The sequence below is a fragment of the Mucilaginibacter sp. P2_A4 genome, from assembly GCF_056405015.1.
This window is the reverse complement of sequence record NZ_JBFUCX010000001.1, coordinates 187,309-211,874: the sequence shown is the minus strand read 5'-3', so window position 1 is coordinate 211,874 and position 24,566 is coordinate 187,309. Positions and strand designations below refer to the sequence as shown.

Genomic DNA, 24,566 nt, shown 5'->3' with positions numbered 1-24,566 from the left:
TCAGCGTTTAATATCCACACCTGCTATACGGCCCTGCATTGCTTCCTGCGTACCGGAGGCCCTGGCCCTAACAATTTCGTCAGATTGTAAAGAACTAACAGTTCCGGTAAGGTCAATCTTCTTTTTTGTACCATAACCAATTACTATCACCTCGTTAAGTGATTTTTGCTCGGCAAGCATCTGCACAGCCATTGGTTGGTTAAGGTTAACAGGCACCTCTAATGTTTGGTAACCAACATATTTAAATACAAGTATGTCGGCTTTACTGTTAACGTTTATTTTAAAGCTACCGTCAATACCGGTAATAGTGCCGCTGGTTGTACCTTTAATGGTAACACTAACGCCTATGAGTGTTTCATTTTTTTCATCAATAACTTTACCGGTAATTGTAATATCTGCATCAGCATCCTTTTTTGATGATGCAGCTGTTTGCTCGGCATCAATTAAGATGATTTTGCTTTTAAAAACCTCGTACTTAATATGATATTGGGTTAATAGTTTATCCAATACATCTTTAAGGTTTGTATCATTAAAATCAACCGAAATTTTATCGGTGGTTTTTATCACATCCTGATTGTAAATAAATTCAACATGATGTGTTTTAGATAGTGTTTTCAAAACGTCGGACAGTGTTTTATTCTGAGCCGTAAGACTAATCTTTTTATTAAGTACCCCCTGCGCCCTAATCGGCTTTGAGTAAGTGACACCAGCCATTAATACGATGATCAATAACTGAACAAATGTGATTCTCATAATCTTGTACCAGAAATGCGAATGTTGTAAACAAAAAATCATAAATTTGAGTTAGTTGTATTTTGTGAAAAAATATAATAAACGGCCCTATCACCAATTTTTATTGATGTTATCCGAGGGCTGTGAAATTTCCTGGTACAAGAGTGTTACAGCACTCTTGTACCTTCTTTGGAATAATAAAGTAGCTTATCGCTTTAAGATGGTTTGGGTTTTCTCATAAGTTTAAATCTTTAGGGTTATTTACTAATTTAATTGGTCTTTTTTAGTACAATGAGATTGTTGGAAATCTCATAATCAAGTTTCATCGAAGCCTTCAATACTTCTAAAACTTCGGGTAAGTTTAAATCGGTCAAATCTGCGGTCATTACCGCTTTATCCAATTCTCCAGTCCCGATCCTGATGTTTACATCAAATTTTCTATTGAGCACCAATACAATATCTGCCAGTTTAGCATTATCAAAAGACAAATCTACGTGCCTGTAAATCGTCAAATCAGATATATCGGCTTGCTTACTGGTAATAAGTTGAGTGTTTTTAAGAATAACCTGCTCTTTAGGATACAGTATCACTTCGCCAGCCATTAATTGCGCGCCGGCATTGGCCGCTTCGCTTCCTTTTTTACTTACCGATACCTTACCGGTAACTACCGTAACGGCGGCCGTACTAACATACTTGCTATCAACCACCCTGAAGCTGGTACCCCAAACTTTAGTTACAATATGCTCACTGCTGATAATAAATGGCCGGTTTGGATTTTTCGTCACTTCAAAAAAACAGTCGCCCTTCATAGCAACCTCCCGCGATTTAATCCGGAATTGCTTGGGCCAGCTTATACTGGCATCAGGACTAAGCCATACCACGCTGCTATCGGGCAGCAATTGCTTAACAATATTGTGGGTGTGATTACTGAAGGTATTATCTAAACTTGCCACTTGAGCCTCTTCTACAGGCTTTAAAGCCTTATCCAGAAAAAAGAATTTAACAAAAATGAGCAATGCTGCCGCAGCCGCAACCCCTATCCACAATTTGCGGTACATCGGACGTACAACTGCAGTTTCTTCGGCAAAGGTTTGCTGGCGAATGGCGTTAAACATTTTTGCTTTCAGCAGCTCTTTTTTATCGTTTGATAAGGTTTGGGTATAACCGGCCTTATCGGTGTATTGCCTGTACCACCGGTCAATAGCTTCCGCTTCTTCGGGCGTACAAGTGCCGTTAAAATACTTATCCAATAATTCAGAAAGTTGAACTTTATCCATGGTAAAGAAAGTTTATAATCAGGCTTATAAAAGGTAAGTCGAAGCAAGGAGAGACAACCCTTGCTTTTTTTTGAAAAAAAATTATTTCAGTAAAAAAACCACCAGGAGTACTAACGTATCGCCGACAGCCAAACGAATATGCTGCAATGCTTTGGTAAGGTGCCACTCAACCGTTTTTTCGGATATATTTAAAATTACAGCTATCTCTTTATTACTTTTATGTTGTAACCGGCTTAATTCATAAACATTGCGGCATTTAGGTGGTAACGTGTTTATAATACCTTCCAGGTGTTTTTTAAGGTCGTTAAGAAAAATACTATCTTCCGTTGCATTATCCATATCGGGATTATGCTTGCTGGCAGATGCAAAAGAACTTTGCAGCAGTTCTTTACGATAATGATCTATAACCTTGTATTTTACTGCAGTATATAAGTAGTTTTTTAAGCCGGTAGTTAAATTCAAAACAAACCGCTTTTCCCATAGCTTAACAAAAAGATCCTGTATAATTTCTTCGCAAATGGCTGTGTTTTGCAGCCGCTTGTAGGCAGAGTCAAATAGCTTATCCCAATAGCGTGTATAAATAGTTTCAAAAGCCCCTACCTGGTCTTGCTTCAGTAACGAAACAAGGTCTTCATCAGTATGCATTAAATAATTGCCCATTTAGATAAGCTACTTACACTGATTTTTAAACCAGGTTAATTGGTTAATGATTTTTAAAGTACTTTTTTATATAAACAAAGGTGGTATAATATTTCCTGAAATTAAATTAATTTGATTTTCGATCAGGTACTTTAACTGCATATTAACTAAACGATATTTGATTATTCCTGATGAGACAAGCAGCAGCAAAACCTATTCAGAACCCCTCCTTTTCCATATCATTTTTCCAATGCCCCTGCAGGCTGGTATTGTGGTTGGGCAGCCCATTTCTTATCTGCTTTATCCTGCAAGAAAATTTCAAGGCTTCCTCCCGCCATCATGTTTTTATAATTAATGTAATTGTTTCCGCTTAATTTGCCGTTCCATTTCACCTGGTGGATGTATGCCGAACTTTTACTTTTTTTGTGGCAAGTTATTACCAGCTCCTTCCCTTTCGGCAATTTCAATATCACCTTATCGAAAATAGGGGCACAAATAAGATATTCGCCCGATATGGGGTTTACCGGGTAAAAACCCATGGCCGCGAACACATACCATGCCGACATTTGCCCGGCATCGTCATTGCCGCCAAGGCCGCCCGGACCATCACTATACTCTGTAGCGAGTATCTGGCGAACCTGCTGTTGCGTTTTCCAGGGCGAAGGGGTGTAATTGTACATAAAAGGGATCTGATGGCCAGGTTCATTACCATGCCAGTATTCTTTTTTCAAAAACAAACTATCCAATGCAGTTTCCAGCTGGGCGGGGCCTCCCATCAATTGTGTAAGGCCCGGAATATCCTGTGGAACATAAAATGTATATTGACGGGGCGTGCCTTCAGTAATATAGCTTTCCTTTTTATCGGGGTCGTAATCTGATATCCAACTACCGTTGGCATAGCGGCCCCGTACCAAACCCGTAGGAACATCAAATACGTTTTTATAATAGCCGGCGCGTTTTAAAAGTGATTTATAATCTGCTGTTTTATTTGTCTTTTTGGCGAATTGTGATAGCGCATAATCGTCATAAGCATACTCCATAGTGCGGCTAACCTGCTCTTTTTTATGAAAAGCATCGGGCACACTATCTTCCAGGGGTATGTAGTGATATTTTAAATAGCTATCTAATGCCCGGCGGCCTTTACCTTCTTCATAATCACTTTTATTTGCAGGTATGTCAAAAGCGTTATGCCGCAATAAGCCATAGGCTTCGTTTACATCATAATCCCTGATACCTTTAAGATAAGCCGAACTAATCACCGAGGCCGTATGGTCGCCTACCATTTCTGATGTGTAATTGTTCCAGCACGGAAATATTGGCATCCAGCCTCCCTGCCTGCCTTTAATAATTAATGACCTGACCAAATCATTCACAAAAGCGGGTTTCAATATTTCATACAAAGGAATTTCGGCGCGATATATATCCCACATCGAAAAATCATCATAATAGTCGCCTTTGGCCAGCTTTGCTGTTTTATAGTTCCCGGCAAACATAGGGTAGCTGCCGTCCGCATCATTAAACAACCGGGGTTGCTGCATGGTGTGGTAATAAGCTGTGTAAAAAATATTTTTATCCTTAAGATTATCGGTAGTCACACTAATTTGGCTTAAGGCGTTTTGCCATACTGCTTTACAAACGGCAACCGCTTTATCAAAATTAAACCCGGGCATTTCTGCATCTAAGTTTTTACGGGCGCCATCCAGGCTGGTAAAGGACGTACCTATGCGCATTACCAGCTTTTCGCCCTTGCTCAGTTTAAAACCTGCAAACGCGCCTACCCCCGGCTTATCTTTTACACTTGTGGCAGTTAAAACCTTATCCCCTGTAAAAGTGCCCACTCTGCCTGCAATTTTTTCAAACCGGATCACAAAATAGCCGCTAAAGCCAGCGCTTTTACCCCAGCCCTGGTAAATACGATGGGCAGGATTGTAACCACAGATTTCGCCGCTTTTTTCATCCACTTTTATGTAACCCTCATGCCTATCGCTGTTGGGCATAATTAACAAATAAAGGCTATCTGCTTTATCCATTGTAAACTGCATCATACCACAGCGTGGTGTTGCTGTTACAGCGGCATGTAAGTTGTATTTAGCTAAATTGACCTGGTATAAATATGGGGTCAGCAGTTCGTCAGTATGTTTAAATGGTGTTTCGTAACCCCTGATGTTTAATTTACCGGTAAGTGGCATAATGGTAAAACTACCATAATCCTGCGTACAGGAACCACTTAGCCAATGCGAACCGCGAATGCCGTAAAACAGGCTATCTTTATAAAGATAGGGCGGCACACACTTATTTTCAGTAGCCTGGGTTTCGGGCGTCCACTGTGTCATTGCAAATGGTGTACTCACCGCAGGTATAGTATTGGCCTGTGACGCTGCATACCCCGAGCCATGTTTTAGTGCCGATGCTGTTGTAGCAACAGCGGTACCCGCCAAAGGCTGCACATATTTAACTACATCCTGCGCAAATATGGATGTGGTTACAACCGACAATAATAAAGTAATATATAAGTGTAACTTTTTATAAAGTATCATATTGTTCATTTAACCCTGAGTGTGTTTGGTAATAAAATTCAATATTAACATCACTTTGGGCCATTGCATCTCTGTATTAAAAAAATATTTTATTTCGGTATAAAAAGTACCACGGGTGGTACGCTGTATAAATACTATTGTTTCAGTTTTTCCAGCTCAGCCGGTGTTATTTTGATAATAGTACCGTGCCTGATGCCTTTAGGGAGATCGATCTGATCAGAAATATCTGTCCATTTTTTCAGGTCAGTTGAAGTGATGGCTCCATATTTATGTTCGGTGTATTTGTCAAAATAAACAATCCACTTATTGTCAATTCGTAAGGTAGTTGGTCCTTCGGCCCAATATTTACCGGTTATAGGGCCCTGGGGTTTTGAGTAAGGGCCGGTTAAGTTTTTAGCATAAGCTATTTTGATATTTTTTTGCACAGGATGCAGGGTTTCATCTTTAAACACCATTACAAATCTCTTTCCATCGGGCACAATGGTTGCATCAATACTGCTAAAACCCGGATCGAACAGCATTTTTGCCGAAGTATAGGTTTTAAAATCCTTAGTGGTGATGTAATAAATACGATGGTTATACTTACTCTCGGCAAGGCTATCCGTTACCGGGAACAAACCATCAACAGAAGTAGCCCAATAGATCATATATAGCCCGGTGACTGCATCATAAGTAATTTCTGGAGCCCAGCAGTTACGTGCACCTGGCTGTTGTTCCATAACTGGTAATTGTTGCTGCCCTGACCAATGTACCAGGTCTGCTGAGCTGGCATAGCCGATGCCTTTATCTTTCCAGCTATCCGTCCAAACCATATGGAATAAGCCATCGGCACCGCGGATGATGCAGGGATCGCGCATCAACTTATCATTGGATACCATTGGCGTTAAAAATGAGCTGTCATTTTTTAAAGCCGACCATTTAAATCCATCATCGCTATAGGCCAGGTGTAGTCCATCCTCGCCGTTATTTTTAAAATAGGCAAACAAATAAACCTCTTTTTTTTGATGAACCTGGGCATGAACAAATGCGGAGAGCAACATCAAAACAACAAAAACGATTCTTTTAAATATCATGGTTAGGGAATTTAAACTTAAAATAACTGATAAGATTACAGTAATGCTCTTTTTATTTCGGATCATTTTAAATTGTGATAGGATCATTTGATTAGTTGGTAGGATTTACCGCCGACAGTTGCAAAAACAAGTTCGAAACCACCAACAACTTTTTTTGGCTTAATAGCGGCGTTTTTTAACGTTAAAGGGGTTTTGGAATATACGCGGCATTCTCCCCCGTTTCTGGAATAAACCGAGGCACTGCTTACCTGGTTGTTTTGCCAATTAATATCTACCACATATCCGCCCCTGGCAACTAAGCCTTTTACCCTGCCTGCTTTCCAGGCATCCGGTATGGCCGGTAACAAACTAACTGAGCCATCCTGACTTTGTAACAGCATTTCGACAACTCCCGATGTTCCACCAAAGTTTCCATCTATCTGAAACGGCGGATGCGCATCAAACATATTGGGGTATAAACCGCCGCCTTCGTTATAATTATAACCACTTTCGCCGGTAAGCCTTAAAAGGTCCTTATATAATTTATAGGCGTGGTTACCATCAAGCAAGCGTGCCCATAAATTCACTTTCCAGGCCAAACTCCACCCGGTACTTTCATCCCCCCTGAGTTCCAATGACCTTTTTGCCGCTGCAGCAAGATCGGGTGTTTTTGATACCGATATTTCATTTGCCGGGTAAACGGAATATAGATGAGACACATGCCGGTGATGCGGATCAGGTGATTCAAAATCTTTAAACCATTCCTGTAACTGACCCTTGCTGCCAATTTGATAAGGTATAAGCTTTGCTTTTTTAAGCGTTAAGGTATCCCTGAAAGCCTTGTCAACATCAAGCACCTTACTGGCCGCTATTAAATTATCAAACAAGTCTCTTATAATGCCCATATCCATGGTGGTTGAAATGGAAACATCTGCAACTTTGCCTTTGCCATAAATAAAATCGTTTTCGGGTGACATGGACGGAGCAGTGACGAGGTGACCGCTGCTATCCGGGATCAGCCAGTCAAATGTGAACCTGGCTGCATTTTTCATAATCGGATATGCCGTATTTTTTAAAAACTGCTTGTCACCTGTATATAAATAATGCTCCCATAAATGACGGGTAAGCCAGTCGCCCCCCATAGGCCAATTAGCCCATTTTGGATCACCGTGCCCAAAATCGCCAACCGGGTTAGCCAACGCCCATATATCGGTATTATGATGTGTAACCCATCCGCCTGCATGATAAAAATCTTTTGCAACAGAGGTACCCGTTACCGATAATGCCTTTATAAGATCAAACAAAGGCATGTGCATTTCCGTCAGGTTACAATCTTCCGCCATCCAATAATTCATTTGAACATTGATATTACTGGTATAATTTGAACTCCAGGGCGCGCGCAATTCTTTGTTCCAGATTCCCTGGAGATTTGCGGGAACGCCAGCTGTTCTGGAACTACTGATTAATAAATAACGGCCATATTTAAAGTACAAAGCTTCAATTCCAGGGTCTTTCCCCGTTTTTGTGTAAGCGGCAAGCCTTTCATCGGTAGGAAGATCAGCCCTGCTGCCCTCATTATTATTCAATGTTAATGAAACACGATTGAAAAAACGGTGATAGTCTGCAAGATGAGCAGCCAGTAACTTTTGATAAGACTTTGCAGCGGCTTTATGGAGGTAACTTAACGCGATAGCGTGCTCGTCGTTATCAGGGCATTTATCATAGCCGTTAAAACTGGTTGCGGCCGAGAGGAAAAGTGTAACTGCCGATGCTCCTTTAATTGTAATTCCGCTTGTATCGGCTGTTATTTTCCCATCATCACTTACGGCTTTTGTTAACAATTCATAACGCATTCCTTTACAAGGATTGTTATCATCATAAACGATAGGGTCCTGTTTGTAATCGACATAACTTGGTTCAACGTGGGAAGGTGCTTTTCCCTTAAGTATTAATAAGTTATTTTCTGTCAACTCCTTTTTAAAACGAAGCTGGCTTGAAGCCGTAATCTTTAAGTTTAACTGTTTAGGAACGCTAGCTGTTATTCTAACTACAATAACCTGGTCGGGCGCTGATGCAAAAATCTCCCGTTTATACTTTACACCGTTAATGGTGTACACTGTGGTGGCTACGGCATCGTCAATATTTAAGTCCCTGTAATAAGCATTTGCTTTAGATGTATTTACATTTTGTTTGATGTGCAGATCTGCCAGCGGTAAAAAGCTTTCAGAATATACCCCCTGCATTTTTTTGTCGAGATCATGTGCCAGGTTATAATCTCCCTTAAAGAGTGCAGATCTTATCTTTTCCAGGTAACTGAAAGCCCCGGGGTTCGGGTTTTGTTTAGCAGGCCCACCAGACCACAACGTGGCCTCGTTCAGCTGGATAAGTTCATCACCGGGATTCCCGAATACCATAGCCCCTAAGCGCCCGTTTCCTAAAGGCAAAGCCTCCGTCCACAATTTCGCCGGTTTTTTGTACCATAATTTATTACCCTGAGCAAAGCAATCAAAAGTTATTAATTGAACGGCAATAAAACAGACTAAAGTAAGCGTGCGCCTGGTTATCAGATATTTCATATAAGTTGAATTTTATTTAAGCCCTTTAAATATTATTTTGAATGCAGCCGCATTTTGCGTGGGGTAAACCGCGCTATTATTGATTATCAGCGCATTCTTATTCTGTTTCCATTTAACTTTAACTTTACTACCCAGAAGCTCAACTCCCGCTACGGTTCCATTTCCGGCATCGGATCCCAGCGAAGTGATAGACACCGTTTCGCCTGGTGCAGGTAAGCCAAGTGTTATGGCATAAAGTTTATCACCCTTTATTGTAAACCGAATATCTTTTGAACTAAAAGGTATTTTTTGATCTACAAACTGGCCGCTGGCCGACCTGGTTGGCCCCTCCCCATAAATTTTCCACGGACGAGTGCAATAAATAGCCTCGCCGTTTACTTTAAGCCATTTGCCTGTGCCAAGTAACACCTGCGTTTCTTCGTCGGTAATACTGCCATCAGGACGGGGACCAATATTTAATAAAAGGTTGCCATTTTTACTTACAATATCTATAAGGTTGGTTATTACATATTGAGCCGTTTTAAAGGTATTTCCGTTCGCGTATCCCCATGAGGTGTTTCCGATAGCGTCGTCTGTTTGCCAGGGCAGTTTGTGTATCCCATCCAGCTTTCCGCGCTCCATGTCAAATACAGCTGTGCCCTCCGGGAAGGCTACGTCATTTTTATAATTTAGTACAACGCCCTTATTCCATTCAATCCCCTTATTATAATAATACGATGCAAATGATTTACGATAAGGCTCAAGTTCCGGTTGTTCTATCCACCAATCAAACCAAAACAATTGTGGTTTGTACTTATCGGTCAATTCAATATTGCGCATTAACCAGTCGTTCATAAACTCGGTGCTCATTATTGGCCTTACATTATCGGGGCTTTTACTAAACGGATCATACACTTTTGCAGGGCCGTAAAAATCTGCAAAATCGGGATCTCTCACATCCGAATTAAACTTTGTCCCTTCTCCCATAAACCACCAATGTTCTATCCTGTGAGATGAAAGGCCGAAAATCAGTCCATTTTTACGTATTGCGGCTGCCAATTCACCTATAATATCCCGTTTCGGTCCCATTTCTGCCGCGTTCCATTTAGATAAAGCCGTTTTATACATGGCAAAACCATCATGATGCTCGGCAACCGGCACTACATATTTGGCACCAGCTTTTTTAAATAAAGCTACCCAGGCATCGGCATTAAATTTTTCGGCCTTAAACATTGGTATAAAATCCTTGTAACCGAATTTGTTTTCCGGGCCATAAGTAGCTACCTGATGTTTATATTCATCACTCCCCTCACGGTACATATGCCTCGGATACCATTCGTATTTATATGCGGGAACGGAGTATACGCCCCAATGAATAAATATACCAAACTTGGCGTCTCTGAACCATTCTGGCGTCTGGTATCTCTTTAATGAGTTCCAATCGGGCTGAAAGCGTTCCTGGGCATTTGAACGTGTAATACAACAAATGAAAAAGCAAATAAATGCCAATGACCTTAGTATTGTCTTGTACATATTGGTAGATGCGTAAAATAGTTATAATTTATTTTCAATTTGGTTAGTAATGGTTGCTTTATGAAGGTAAATGAACTTTTTTTATTTCCATCCTTTACACCCTTGCGTTGTATACAGTATTCTTTTTTGATATTAATTGTCTTTAATAAAGCCCGCATTGCTTTATTCTTAAACTGATTTCATTTACTAACTGCATTGTACTTACAAACCCTAAAATTTAGCTGGCTTGTTCATAATGATCAATAAGGACGAATTACTTACTGGAAAACAATTGGTAGTTACCCGGATAGGGCTAATGCATGTTAAAAAAGGAGTACAGCCCTAAAGCTATACTCCAACCAACTATTAACCATTGTAAACCAATTATGAGTACCGAGGATTTTGTTTAAGCTTGGGATTTATATCTATCTCTGTTTGGGGTAGCGGAAATATTAACCGGGTTTGTGTAATGTTTGTATATGCTGCCGTAGGAAGGTAAGGCTGCTGCTGCTTAATCTTAGTTCCAAAAGCTGTCATTACATTTATAGCCTGTCCGGTACGTACCAAATCAAGCCAGCGGTGATTTTCAAAAGCCAGCTCAACACGGCGCTCTTTTGCTATGGCGGTACGCAAATCTGCTTGGGCTACAGCTGTAGTTATGCCCAGCCCTGCCCTTGCCCTTACCTGGTTAAGATAAGGAATGGCCTGGCCTGATTTACCTTCTTCGTTTAAACACTCGGCCAGCAATAGTAAAACATCTGCATAACGGTAAACTATCCAGTCGTCGCCGGTATTGTTAAAGTTTGCATAGGGCCCGTGAGTGTATTTTTTGCAATAGGTATCATTAACTGTATTGCCGTCGCCATCTACATAGCTAAAAGCAATAGATGCTGCTTTACGGGTATCTCCTGCTTCATAAGCGGCAATCAAATCCGGGGTTGGCTTGTTCCAACCTCCGGTTGTTTTATTATCTCCAGACGGGCCTAAAATATTTTTTATGTTTGAAATATTAGGCGCAAACTGAAATGCGAAATTGCTTTGCTGTCCTTGCGGTCCCTCTAAATATTGCACTTCAAAAATAGATTCGGCTGTATTGCGGCTGGCAAAAATATTTGCGTAATTGGGCACCAGGCTATAACCCAAAGCGGTAACATCTGTCAAGGCGGTTTCGGCCTCAGGATATCGCTTTAACGTCATATAAACGTAGCCGAGCAATGTTTTAGCCGAACCTTTGGTAACCATACCAATGGTAGTTTGCTTTGCCGGCAATAAACCGGCGGCGCTGGTGGCATCAGCAATGATCTGTTTGTATACGTCATCTGCAGTTGAGCGTGGTAAAGAAGCTTCTGCTACTGAGGTAACTTCTTTTAAATGGAGGGGTACCCCTCCAAAATACTGCACAAGCTCAAAATAATAATAGGCACGTAAAAATTGCGCCTGCCCTTTTAAATTGGCTTTTACAGCAGCATCAATGGTTGAATTATCAATACGATCTAAAATAGCATTGGTACGGGCTATGCCAACGTAGCAATTTGCGTATTTGTTAAGGCCGTTCATATTGATAGTTATATCCAAAAAGCCCGAAATGTTCCACTTATCGCTAAACTGGCCACCCTGCAAACCGGGGCTGGCAAAATAAGTAGCATTGTCTGATCGCATTTCGCCCATTACATAGGCATCACTGTATATATTGCGCAAAGGCACATATGATCCTACAACTGCCTGGGTATAGTCATTGGCTGTTTTAAAGTAAGTTGCTTCGGTTACAACCGTTTGGGGCACTAATTCAATGAAGCTTTTTTTGCAGGCAGATAAGCTTAATGCCAATGCCGCCGTTAATAATATCCTGACTCTCATGATTATATCTTTTATTTTAAATTAACATTTACACCAAAACTGATAGTGCGCGGCACCGGGTATGAGGTATTGTCTATACCGATATTCAAAGGGCTGCTGCCTTCAAGTCCGCTTACTTCCGGGTTGGCACCCTTGTATTTTGTAAATACAAACAGTTGCTGGGCGCTGGTGTAAACCCTTATACTTTTAATATAATTATTGCTTTTATTAAGCGGGATAGTGTAGCCTAACGTTACGTTTTTAACGGTAAGGTAACTGCCATCGGTTACCCATCTTGAATTGGTATACCTTGCCAAAGCGGTACCTACAACAATGCGGGGATGCACACCGGCACCAGGGTCTGTTGGCGATTTCCAGCGGTTAGCAACATCTTTGGTTACGTTAAATACACCATCCAGATTCTGGGTATACTCTAACGTACGGTTTTGCAGATCGCCACCATAAGCGCCAGATACGGTAACACCAAAATCGAACTTTTTGTAATACAGGTTATTTGTCATACCGTAGGTAAAATCCGGGTTAGGATTACCGATAAAGGTTTGATCTTTAAGGTCAATTACACCGTCCTTATTGATATCGGCATATTTAACCGTTCCAACCTGCGACGGAGAATCGCTGCCAAGGTATTTTGCCGAGCTATCAAAATCCTGCTGATTTTTATAAACACCAATAAATTTATAGCCATAAAACATTCCTAATGGCTGGCCTATCATTTCGATATTTGAACCATTTATATTTCTTGGCAAATAACTGCCGTAAGGGCCTAAATTCAGGATCTTGCTGCGAACAAAACTGATGTTGAAATTAGTTGTCCATTTTAAATTGCCAACTAAATTTTGGCTGGTAATGGAAAATTCATGGCCATGAAACTGCAATTTGGCAACATTGTCAGATATATTGGAAAAACCTGATTCCTGCGGCACGTTAATCTGGTACAACAGCGAAGAGGTGATTTTACGGAAATAATCGTAACTGATACTTATGCGTCCGTTAAGCAAATTAAAGTCCGCACCAATATCCAGCTGCCTGGATTTTTCCCAGCTTAAATTATTATTACCGATATTGGCAATAGAAGTACCTGGGGTTAAAGTTCCGTTGAATGTATAGTTACTTGTTTGGGTATTAGGTATGAAACCGTAGTTCCTGATATTAAAATTACCATTAACACCATAACCGGCTCTCAATTTAAGATCGGATACGAAGGAGATCTTCTGCATGAAGGGCTCTTCAGAAACATTCCAGCCAATTGATACCGCCGGGAAATTTCCGTATTTGGTATTCGGCGCAAAACGGGATGATCCATCCCTTCTGAATGAAGCAGAAACCAGGTACCTGTTTTTATAATTATAATTTAAACGCGATACAAACGAAGCCAATGACCATTCCTGGATATCCGTTTGAGGATTATTAAAAAGCGTGGCGGCTGCCAATGATGGTATGTTATCATTAGGAAAACCATAGCCGGATATATAACTATTATCCTGGTGATATTTTTGAGCTGTATAACCTACCAGTACATCAAAATTATGATCCCCGAAAGAATGTTTATAATTCAGCGTATTTTCGGTAAGCCATGAATAATAAATGTTGCTTCTTGAAGATGCATTGGCCTGGTTTGGAGGTGGGGCAAACAATCCGCCGGATGTAGAGGGATTCCAGACTTTATTTTGCTCATTTACATAATCGATATTTAAAGAGGTCCTGAAATTCAGGTCTTTTATAATTTCCAGGTTAGCATAAGCGTTGGATAACAAACGCCCCTTTTGCGTGTTATTCTTTGCTTCTGTTGCTACACGGTACCAGTTGGGGTTACCAAAAAGACCAGGCGACTGTGAAGTTAAAGGCAAAGAACCATCGGCATTTTTATAAGGTGATAATGGCGAGCTGGTTATCGCGTTTTGAATGATACCGCCGCCAAAAATATTACCATCGCTATTGCCGTTAGCCTGTTTTTCATAAGTTGGCGCTACGTTTAAACCAACTGTAATTTTACTATTAAACTTATACTCGGAGTTAACACGCAGAGAATATCTCTTATAATTTGATGCGATAAGTACGCCGTCCTGGTTCAGCATGCCAAGGGTAGCGGTAGTGGTTGATTTTTCGGTGCCGCTGTTTAAAGCCAGGTTGTAGCTTTGAATAGGCGCGTTACGCAATAAAACATTATACCAGTCGGTACCTTTACCTGCATATTGCGATGGATTTTGGTATTCAACGGGGATGCTTGTAGCCTGCCCGAGACGAATTTTTTCTGTAAACACATCTTGCTCATATTGCGCAAACTCCTGTGCATTCATCACATCTGGCCGCCCCTTTTGGGGAACACTCTGCACACCATAAAAAGCGTTGAAAGTCAACGAGTTTTGGCCTGCCTTAGCATGTTTAGTGGTAATGATAACCACACCATTTGAAGCCCTTGAACCATACAAGGCGGTTGAAGATGCATCCTTTAATATGGTAAAGGTTTCTATTTCTTCCGGGTTAAGGTTATTAATATCGCTCACCAAAGGAACACCATCAACCACATATAATGGCTGGGAATTGGTGCCAAAAGATGCCGCGCCACGAATTCGGATCTGTATGCCCTGACCCGGTACACCTGTTGTTTGATTTACCTGCACGCCCGGCGTTTTTCCCTGTATCATTTGCGTAAACTGGGTTACCGGCTGGTCTTGTACATCAGTAGCCTTTATAGACGTTACCGCACCTGTTATATCTCCTTTTCGTTGCGATCCGTAAGCCACAACCACAACTTCATTAAGGCTTTTGGAACCTCCTGTTAATTGAATATTTAATACAGATGTGTTATTAACGGCAACTTCTTTTGTTACATATCCAATGTATCGTACTATTAAAACGGCACTGCCGCTGCTCACTTTAAGCTTAAAATTGCCGCTTACATCGGTAGCAACACCGTTAGTTGAACCCTTTTCGGTAACTGTTACGCCAACCAGGGCTTCGCCATTTTCGCCGGTTACCTTACCAGATACTTCAAAAAGTGGTTTGCTATTTTTTTCGGTAGCTATCGCCATTGGGGAGGCGGCGCCTACGAAAATCAAAACCAGCATCGAAAAACAGAAAAAGCGATGCCTACCTCCTAAAAAGGAGTGTAAATTTGTAAAAAAAGTCATAATTTTGAATTAGGTTAGTTATTTAATTGATTGACTAAATGATTGTATTATCTATTCGACCAGGCAATAAAATCATTTAACTAAGCGGGGTATTTCTAAAATATCCTGCTTATGTTTTTTTCTTTTCTTTTTTCAAATTATCTTACTAAGGGTTAGCGTAGTACAGTAACAATTATTATTGAGTTACCTATACTGCGACAGGTTAAAAATGAATTCTATTACAATTGGTTTATGAGACGATTTTGAGGAAGGAACCCCATAATCATCTTTATCAAAAGTATTGCAGATCACATCTAAAAGGATATATAAAATGACATTTCTCTTATCTAATTTGATATAAATAACGATGTTGAAAAACAGTAAGAACCTGATGTTTAGCTTCCTGATTACCGGGTAATCCCCCAAAACAAAATCAGAAAGCTAAATTTAAAATTCAGGCGAATCATCCATTGTGCTTTACACCTGATTAACATCAGACATATATAAAACCTTTGGAGATTGAAAGAAATAAAAAGGACAGCTGAGTGTTTAATCACAAACTTGAGGAAGGAAGAGGGACCGGTAATATCTGACGCCCTCCGTGGTTTAAAACCCCAAAATTGCGCTTACTGATCGCTTTTTTTAGTTGGCTGTTGCAATTTGAAAAATATGACATTATTAATTTACTAATTATTAAATAGATGCAATATCCTACTGTTTCATCTGTTGTGCAACACAACGGTTTTTGATTTAACAAACCTTCACCACATCCAGCCCAAGCAACTGACCAAGTTTTTGCAATTTGGAGCTAATGTGACCTATACCTACGGCACAATGGTGAGCAGGCCCGTGGCTGTTCCAATCGTTAACAAACCTCCTGGCCCCGATAGGAAATTTATAACGGCTGTTTGTATTGCCGATTTCTAAAATTGGCCCGGCAACCGATTCCCCCTCTGCCACCAGCAGCATCAGTTTGCCGCCAGCTTGTTCAACTACCGAAAGCAACGTTACAGGCCCGTTCTTCACTGACATTTCTACCGAAAGGCCCTGCCCCACCTTGCCATGGTAAACCAATAATGGCCTTACTTTGGTTTTCCCTTCTGCAATGGCTATATGGCCCGGGCCATCGTGGCCCATTAATACAACGTCTGCGTTAAAATCCATTGCGTAATATTCAGTAAACGAGCCGCCGGCTCCAAAACTGTCCATAATTTTCATGGCCTGCGCATTTTTTATTTCATACTCACCCGCCACAGGGATTCCCCTGGCTGTAAGGAGAGAGTTACCCAAAATGATCGAACTGATGGTATCCTCGTTATCAAAGTTCCCTGTCCCTTTGTAGTAATAGGCCAGCGAACCAAGCTTATGGTTTTCTACCAGTTTATCAAGTGCCAGCGAGGTGCGGGCAGCACGTTGCAATTCCACTGCGGTACATCCCTCCTGCACATCAAACTGATCTTTAAATAGCAGTACCCTTTCCTCAATTGCTTCGGATGAGATGCCTTTACGCAAACTAGCCAGCTCATCTACCTCCAGCAACTCTATGTGCCCCCCAAAAGCGGCGTATTGCTGCGTAAGATCTGTATATATATCAAGCATCCCACTGTAATAGTGCCCCATACATCCCAGGCGGTTAAAAGCCATGATGTTGGCAACTCTGGCCGCTTCAACCCATTCTGTTACTTCATCCCAACATTCCGGATCGTTATGCAACATGCCTGTGATCTGGTGAAATTTGATGCCGGTACGTTTAAATACATTAGCAAGCTCCGGTACAGGGCAGGCAGAACAGAAAGCCAGCCACTCGCCAGTCATACGGGTGCGATCACTCATGCTGTTAAAAGCTGCATAATCAATTGCAGCATCCGGAGATAGGTTTAATATAATCACCGGCACTTTGGCCCGTTGTACTACCGGTAAAACTGTAGATGAAAGCGCATAGGTAGTAACGTATAAAAAAATTATATCTACATCCTCTCTGCGGAAGGCGCTACCGGCGGCAAACGCCTTTTCGGGAGTATCTATCAATCCAAGATTAACTACCGATGGATGTATATCGGCTATTTTTTTCTCCACCACAGATAAATAGCCTTCAAGGCGCTCTTTTAATTCATTAAACTGCCCCCAGTAAGCATCCAGGCCAATACCAAATAATCCGATTTTTAATGTGCTTTGCTGCATGTAATATTTTTAATACTTGTTATTTTTAATTGATTAATCACTTTTACGCTATATGTAGCGCACGTTTCTACTATTTTCCAATTGTTTGAGATTCATTACTAACAAAAGAAAAATGATAGCTGCCAGATGCAACTTCGTATTTTAACCTGTTATTGCTGGCGCCAAGTAGTTTAACTCCTTTAACACTTGAGATTGGCTTACCTCCCTCTTGAACATCCCGCTTATTAATTGTTGGCAAATAAACTGTTGCCGTGGTATTTACAGGTACTGTAATATTAAGCGTCAGTTTTTTGCCCGCTCTTTGCCATTCACATTTAATGTCCCCGCTAACAGATGAATAAGAGCCTTTTACCCAACTCAGGTTACTTAACATTTCGGGTTTTATAATAAACCGCCTAAAACCAACTCCTTGTATATCCGTACTTATTCCTACCAGGTCATTGAAAAACCATTCGTTGATCTGGCCAGACATAAAATGATTTTGGGAGCCGAAATTACCAACTCCGGCATCCCATTTTTCTGTAAGGCTGGTAGAGCCCATTTTTAGCTGATAACCATATCCGGGACGTTCTGATTGATTATTCATATCATAAACCACATCCGACCGGCCTTCATCGGCTAATGCACGCAGCAAAAACCGGTACCCAACCTCACCCGAAGTAAAGCTATTGTGGTTTTTACGGATATCATCTACAAGCGCTGTTAAAAGTTGATGCCTGTTTTCGGTATCGGCTATATCGAAAAATAAAGGCATCGCGCTGGTAGTTTGCGAACCGGTTGCATATAAACCCTTTTGCTTGTTGTAAAACGTTTTATTAAAAGAAGCCCGTATCGCTTTACTGGCCTGATCAAAGCTTTCAGCATCCTTTTGATTGCCTAATACCCGCGCAATTTTACTCATGATCCAGTTATCGTAATAGTAAATTGCAGTACCTGTAAATGAAACAGGCGTTAGCTGCGATCCCCAGGGTTCTTTAGGACCTATATCATACCAATCTCCAAGTCCGGTATAAATGATGTTGTCTTTTGCTTCGCCTGATAAAAAAGCCATGTAGCGCTTCATCCTGTCATAATAGCGTTCCAACAATGAAATATCTCCCGAAAACAGGTATTGCTGCCAGGGCACAATGATAAATGAACTCCCCCACTCCGGCGAATTGCGAAACCCGTTTGTCAGTTGGGGCGACCCGGCGATAAAATACTCGGGAGCTATATTGGGTATCAATCCATTATCTAACTGGGCATCAGCCATATCGTTCATTGTTTTCCTGAATAGCTGCGCCATGTCAAAATTGTACCTCAAAGAAGGCCCGTTTAAATGATTTTCTTCCAACCACCCCATTTTTTCGCGTTGAGGGCAATCTGTCATAAAACTCATCATATTACTCCTTTGAGCCCAGCGTACCAATCCGTAAATGTTGTTGAACAATTTGTTTGAACTGGCAAATTTCCCTATGGGCTGGGATGCAGAATGAACAATTATATCATTTAATTCTTCAACTTCAGGATATACACCATCAGCTGAAGGATACAACTCAACCTGCAGATACCTTGCCCCCTGGTAAAAGAATTTCGGGAACCATTTTTCTTTGCCCCCGCCTTTGAGTGTATATTGCCACCAGGCAGGCCGAACGCCATCCTGGGTTGCCGAACTCCTATCCGCAAGTCCATTTGCGCCCAAAAGCTCAGATGGGATCATCCTTACCGATGAGCCCTTAGGACCGCTCACCCTAAGCCCTGGCATCATCGAAGCATTTTGGCCAAAATCATATATGTAAAGCTTATTACTTATCCTGGTTATTTTAGCCGGCGCAATGGTGTCTATTGCAACAACCGGCGGTGCCGCGCATGATAAACCTTTTAGGCTTCCCCCCGGACCATCGGTTTCTATAGCAGAAACCCATTTATCTCCCGTTGAAAAGCCTGCCTGATCCCACCGGTCGGGCTCAAGACTGGCATTATAATCTTCGCCACCATAAAAATTTGAATATGTAACAGGCCCGGATGAAACATGCCAGCTTTTATCGGTACAAACGGTCTCTACAGTTTTATCGTCATATACCAACCTGAGTTGCGCGATAGCTTTTGCCGGCCCGAAAGTATTTAAAAACTTAACATACCTCAGGGTATCCGGCTGAATATTGTACATGCCATTCCCTAAAATAATACCAAGAGCATTATCACCGTTTTTTATTTTATCGGTGATATCAAAAGTATCATATAGTACTGTTTTCCTATAATCCGTCCAACCGGGGCTAAACAGGTAATTACTTGCTTTTTTACCGTTAATGGTTAGTTCATATGCCGATAAACCACTAACGGAGATCACCGCACTTACCAGGCGCTTTTTCACTTTAAATTCTTTTCTTAAAAACACAGATGAGTAATTGGGTATGGTTTTATAATCCTGTGGCCTATCTGTAAGATTGCTCTTTTTAAAACCCTCACTTTCATAGCTGTCTGATGCTTCAACTTTTTGGCCAGCCGCTATATTTTTTTCGTTGTAAATAATTTCTATTTGCCTTAAAGCAAAGGCGTATCCTGCTCCTTCAGCCGCAAGTTTACTTACAGCTAATCTTACATACCTGCCGGTAGTATTACCCTTATAAATTCGCGCCGGGGCATACCTTTCAGCTTTAAAATCGCTGGCGGTATAATCGGCAATGGTAACTACATTTTCAAATGACGATTTATCCGATACCTGCAATTTAAACCTGCGTGGAAAGGCATATCCTCCCCTATCTGCATAAAACAAAGGGTATAACGCTACCTCAGAAAAAGGCTGGGACCGGCCAAGGTCAATCTGTACCCATTTTTCCGACCTTTCAGATTCGGCGTTTGCAGATTTGTAACCAACTGAACTTAACGCATACTTATCCGCGCCATCGGCACTTATCCATTTGGCTTGCCAATCACCTGCATTTAATATGCCCATCGCCCAACAGGCAGGTTTACTCCATGCAGAAATTTTACCCTGCTGATCCCATACCCGAACTTTCCACCAACATTTTTGATTAGATGTCAAAGATTTTCCTGCGTAACTGATATACGCCATCCGGTCGCTAATCACTTTCCCCGAATTCCAGAGGTCCGCGCCCTGCTTAAATTCCGGAGTGCCAGATACCATGATCTGATAGGCTGTTTGCCTTGTCCCCCGTTCATTTATGTGGCTATTGATCAGCATATAGCTTAAACCGGGTTTACCAACATCTATCCCCAGCGGATCATGACGAAGCTCGCAAGCTAACTTTACCGGGAATATTTGAGCATAAGCCGCCAATCCTATTATATTAAGAAAACATAAGACCATTATTTTTTTCCCCGGTAATTGCATTTACTAAAATCTGTTGATGAATATAAAAAAACAGTTTGTATCATAAAGATACATGGCAACAATAAGTTGCCATGTATTTGATATTTAAATTAAAAATAGGGGATTAAGGGCAGCTTCGGAATTAGGTAATGGAACAACCCTTTTTTAGGAAAATCATCATTCAATACATTCATGATCTGGAACTAATTGTGATTTAGGATAAAGGTCTTTTTTGTTGGCCAGCCGGGCTATACGGCATTACACTTATTCCCGGTTTAAAGAGGTAAATTTTTCCCATAAATTTAAATTGGCTTTAATTGGCTTATAACTCCCTGATATTCAACAATAGATAACTACCTGGTTTTACAAAATCAAATCTATCGTGAAGTGAGCGTTCAGAATTATCCTTTTTGATAAATAGGTTATACTTTCTGACAAAAAGATCGGGATGCTTTATTTTCAGCTTATTTAACCTTTTATTTGTATTGCCCAACCCAGCAAAAAAAGGGAACAGGATAAAACAAATCGTACTGTTTTTTCACAAACCAATTATTCAAATGACAAATTATTGTAAATACCTGCCCGTAAATCCGGAAGATGAAGCATGGGGTTTAACAATATTGAATGCGGGGTATACTCACATCCCTAAATCGGCTATTTACCCAAGCAAGGACCATCCTTCCAATTATTATTTTACCTGGAAAAATGGCCGGGTGTTGCATGAATATCAAATCATCTATATAACCCAGGGCGAAGGAGTTTTTGAATCTGAGCATTGCAAACTAAAGCCTGTTGAAGAGGGTAGTATAATTTTACTATTCCCCAATGAGCGCCATCGGTATAAACCAAATGAGAAAACCGGCTGGCATGAGTACTGGATTGGCTTAAAAGGTTCTATTATGGAAAACATTATGCTAAATGAGTTTTTCAGCATCAATTCGCCAATAATAGATATTGGGCTTAAAGACCCCTTATTTAACCTGTTTACAGATATTATTGAAAAAACCAAAAGCGAAAAGCCCGGATATCAGCCTGCTATATCCGGCGCGGCAGTCCATTTGCTTGGAACCTTGTTTGCCGAAATTAAACAAGCCTCATTTGCAGACGAAGATAATATACAGCTCATCGTTGATCGCGCCCGTTTTTTGTTACGCGATCATATGAACCAACGCATTACACCCGAAGACGTTGCTAAAGAACTACAGGTAGGATATTCCTGGTTCAGGAAAGCTTTTAAAAAGTACACGGGGATGGCTCCAAATCAATACCTTATTCAACTTAAAATTCAGCAGTCAAAAGAGTTGCTGTTAGTTCCTGAAAACTCAGTTAAAAGTGTTGCTTACCTCTTAAATTTTGAATCAATACCTTATTTCTCCAAGCTGTTCAAGATAAAAACCGGGCTAACACCGCAGGATTACAGAAACAATGGCTTGAAAAAATACGGCACATAAATGAACCTTATTTTACAAAACCTTTTTTTGGGATGATTTTCAGATAGCAACCAGCTAACGATTTTCTGTTTATATGCGACCACAAAATTCAATACACCATCCTTTGACAACGAAGGACGATATACATTTCTTAACTTTCTATTAATTATGAGGCTTATAAGGAGCACTTTAACTTTTTTTATTTTATGCAGCGCTATATCCTGCCTGCATGCCCAAGCCATCAAATGGAACGAAATTGAACCTGGAATTTGGAAAGCAACTGTTGGCAAACCAGAAAGCTTTAATCTGCTAACAGCTTCGGGCGCTATTGCGTATCATGCCGGGTTAACAGATATGGGAGGTACGCCATTTCCGTTTTTGGAAACAGATATTTCTGCTAAGATAACTGATGGCAAAACATACCTGCGTTTTCCGCTGGACCGGGCCGAACAATTGTACGGTTTTGGCCTGAATTTTAAAACAGTACAACAACGGGGCAAAATATTAACACTGCACGTAGACAATTATGAAGGACGGGATAACGGGCGAACCCATGCTCCTACGCCATTTTATTTGTCATCAAAAGGGTACGGCGTTTTTATAAACAGTGCAAGGTATATTAAAATTTACGCCGGTTCGGCAGTAAGAACGGATAGTAAGAATCCTCCCGAAGTGCAGGACAGGAATACGAATGAAAACTGGTCGGCCCGCCCTTACTCTGATGGCGTGGAAATGTTGATACCTGCCGAAGGGGTAGAAATTTATGTTTTAGGAGGTCCAACCATGCTTGATGCTGTGCGCCGGTACAACCTGCTTAACGGCGGCGGATGCCTGCCGCCGCGCTGGGGACTTGGTTTTACACAACGGGTACAACGCTTGTCAAACGCGGCCGATGTAGCTAATGAAGCGAGGGCATTCAGTGAGCGTGGGTATCCGCTTGATTTTATAGGGCTTGAACCAGGCTGGCAAAGTAAATCATACCCATGCACTTTTGAATGGGATAAAACCCGTTTCCCAGATCCCCGTGCATTTGTTCAGGGAATGCTTAAACAGAAGATACGATTAAACTTGTGGACCAATCCATATATTTCGCCCGAAGCAACTATTTACAAGCAAATAGCGCCATATACAGGTTCGCATAGTGTTTGGGTAGGCGCGGTTGCCGATATAACAATGCCCGAGGCCAGGAATATTTTCTTTGGCGAAATGTCAAAGAATAAGATAGATATAGGTATCAGTGGTTATAAAATTGATGAAGTTGACGGCGGAGACGAATACCTGTGGCCCGATGTTGCTACTTTTCCCTCCGGACACAGCGCCGAGCAAATGCGACAAACCTATGGTTTAATGATGCAACGTTACGTAACGCAAATGTATCACGAAAAAAACGAGCGTACCTTCGGGCTGGTAAGGGCATCAAATGGTGGTGGCTCATCGTTCCCTTTTGTTATCTACAATGATTATTATGATCATCGCGATTTTATTACAGCGCTTATTAATAGTGGTTTCGCCGGCGTGCTGTGGACTCCTGAGGTCCGGGATTCCAAAACAGGGGAAGAATGGCTGAGAAGATTTCAATCCAATATATTCTCGCCCATGGCTATGATTAACGCGTGGGCAAGTGGCACCAAACCCTGGTCATTCCCGGAAGTTGCAGACCAGGTAAAACAATTGGCAACCCTGCGCATGAAAATGATGCCTTATTGGTACAGCGAATTTGCAAAATACCATTTTAAAGGCACCCCGGTTTTTAAGGCCATGGCATTGGAACCAGGCTTTGCAAATAGCGAACAAAAAAATAGTGTAGATAACACAAACCTTAAAGAAAACCCTTACGGCAAATTAACAACAGAAGAAATTAAAGACCAATATATGGCAGGCGAATACCTGCTGGTAGCGCCAATGTTTACGGGTGAAACCACCAGGAAGGTCATTTTACCAAAGGGTAAGTGGTATGACTTTTATACCGGCAAATACGTAGGCAACGGCGAAGTGATTAGTGTTACTCCGGGTTTGGATAAGATCCCCGTTTATGTAAAAGATGGCGGAGTTATACCCATGATGCCGGTTATGTTACACGCGCCATCCAAAAATGAAAAGGTTAACCTGGAGGTACGCTATTATGGAGAAAAGCCAGGGCATTATTTATTATATGACGATGATGGCGAAACTTTTGACTACGAGAAAGGCGCATACTCTTTCAGAGAGATCAACATAGTTTCCAAAAATGGCATTTTAAAAGGTACACTTTCAGCACCCGAAAAAGGAAAACCTAACACTATTGGAAAGGTAACTTTTAAAAAGATGGAGTAACCCGTTGGTTCTTGATCATTAAAAAGAGTTTACAAGGGCGATTGAACAAATTGTTGTA

At 41.2% G+C, this 24,566-nt stretch carries 13 protein-coding genes; 2 read left to right on the top strand and 11 right to left on the bottom strand.

Annotation, left to right across the window (positions count from 1 at the left end; genetic code table 11):
• The 11 genes from AC1DYB_RS00725 to AC1DYB_RS00675 form a co-directional block, all read right to left on the bottom strand.
• On the bottom strand, positions 1-753 hold the full coding sequence (locus AC1DYB_RS00725) for a DUF4974 domain-containing protein (protein ID WP_477431576.1): 753 nt from the start codon (positions 751-753) through the stop codon (positions 1-3).
• A gap of 248 nt (positions 754-1,001) precedes the next feature.
• A complete protein-coding gene (locus tag AC1DYB_RS00720; protein ID WP_477431574.1) occupies positions 1,002-2,009 on the bottom strand; it encodes a FecR family protein in 1,008 nt (335 codons plus the stop codon).
• A gap of 81 nt (positions 2,010-2,090) precedes the next feature.
• Positions 2,091-2,669: an RNA polymerase sigma-70 factor gene (locus tag AC1DYB_RS00715; RefSeq protein WP_477431572.1), complete on the bottom strand. Its 579-nt coding sequence runs from the start codon at positions 2,667-2,669 to the stop codon at positions 2,091-2,093.
• 218 nt (positions 2,670-2,887) lie between these two features.
• Positions 2,888-5,185, bottom strand: coding sequence for a GH92 family glycosyl hydrolase (locus AC1DYB_RS00710; protein WP_477431570.1), 2,298 nt, complete (start codon positions 5,183-5,185; stop codon positions 2,888-2,890).
• Between the two features lie 134 nt (positions 5,186-5,319).
• Positions 5,320-6,258, bottom strand: a complete 939-nt coding sequence (locus AC1DYB_RS00705; protein WP_477431568.1) for a glycoside hydrolase family 43 protein — start codon at positions 6,256-6,258, stop codon at positions 5,320-5,322.
• A gap of 83 nt (positions 6,259-6,341) precedes the next feature.
• Positions 6,342-8,813, bottom strand: coding sequence for a glycoside hydrolase family 95 protein (locus tag AC1DYB_RS00700; RefSeq protein ID WP_477431566.1), 2,472 nt, complete (start codon positions 8,811-8,813; stop codon positions 6,342-6,344).
• A gap of 12 nt (positions 8,814-8,825) precedes the next feature.
• A complete protein-coding gene (locus tag AC1DYB_RS00695) occupies positions 8,826-10,325 on the bottom strand; it encodes an alpha-L-fucosidase (protein ID WP_477431564.1) in 1,500 nt (499 codons plus the stop codon).
• A 363-nt stretch (positions 10,326-10,688) separates the two neighbouring features.
• Positions 10,689-12,161, bottom strand: coding sequence for a RagB/SusD family nutrient uptake outer membrane protein (locus AC1DYB_RS00690; protein WP_477431562.1), 1,473 nt, complete (start codon positions 12,159-12,161; stop codon positions 10,689-10,691).
• Between the two features lie 11 nt (positions 12,162-12,172).
• Positions 12,173-15,292 carry a SusC/RagA family TonB-linked outer membrane protein gene (locus AC1DYB_RS00685; RefSeq protein WP_477431560.1) on the bottom strand — a complete coding sequence of 1,040 codons (3,120 nt, stop codon included), beginning with the start codon at positions 15,290-15,292 and terminating at the stop codon, positions 12,173-12,175.
• 729 nt (positions 15,293-16,021) lie between these two features.
• Positions 16,022-17,452 (bottom strand): arabinose isomerase, encoded by a 1,431-nt coding sequence (locus tag AC1DYB_RS00680; protein WP_477431558.1) that lies wholly within the window; start codon positions 17,450-17,452, stop codon positions 16,022-16,024.
• A gap of 70 nt (positions 17,453-17,522) precedes the next feature.
• On the bottom strand, positions 17,523-20,762 hold the full coding sequence (locus AC1DYB_RS00675) for a family 78 glycoside hydrolase catalytic domain (RefSeq protein ID WP_477431556.1): 3,240 nt from the start codon (positions 20,760-20,762) through the stop codon (positions 17,523-17,525).
• 560 nt (positions 20,763-21,322) lie between these two features.
• Between AC1DYB_RS00675 and AC1DYB_RS00670 the strand changes: the two genes are divergently transcribed.
• A complete protein-coding gene (locus AC1DYB_RS00670; RefSeq protein WP_477431554.1) occupies positions 21,323-22,216 on the top strand; it encodes a helix-turn-helix domain-containing protein in 894 nt (297 codons plus the stop codon).
• Positions 22,217-22,363: 147 nt separating this feature from the next.
• On the top strand, positions 22,364-24,508 hold the full coding sequence (locus AC1DYB_RS00665) for a glycoside hydrolase family 31 protein (RefSeq protein WP_477431552.1): 2,145 nt from the start codon (positions 22,364-22,366) through the stop codon (positions 24,506-24,508).
• Positions 24,509-24,566 lie beyond the last annotated feature (58 nt).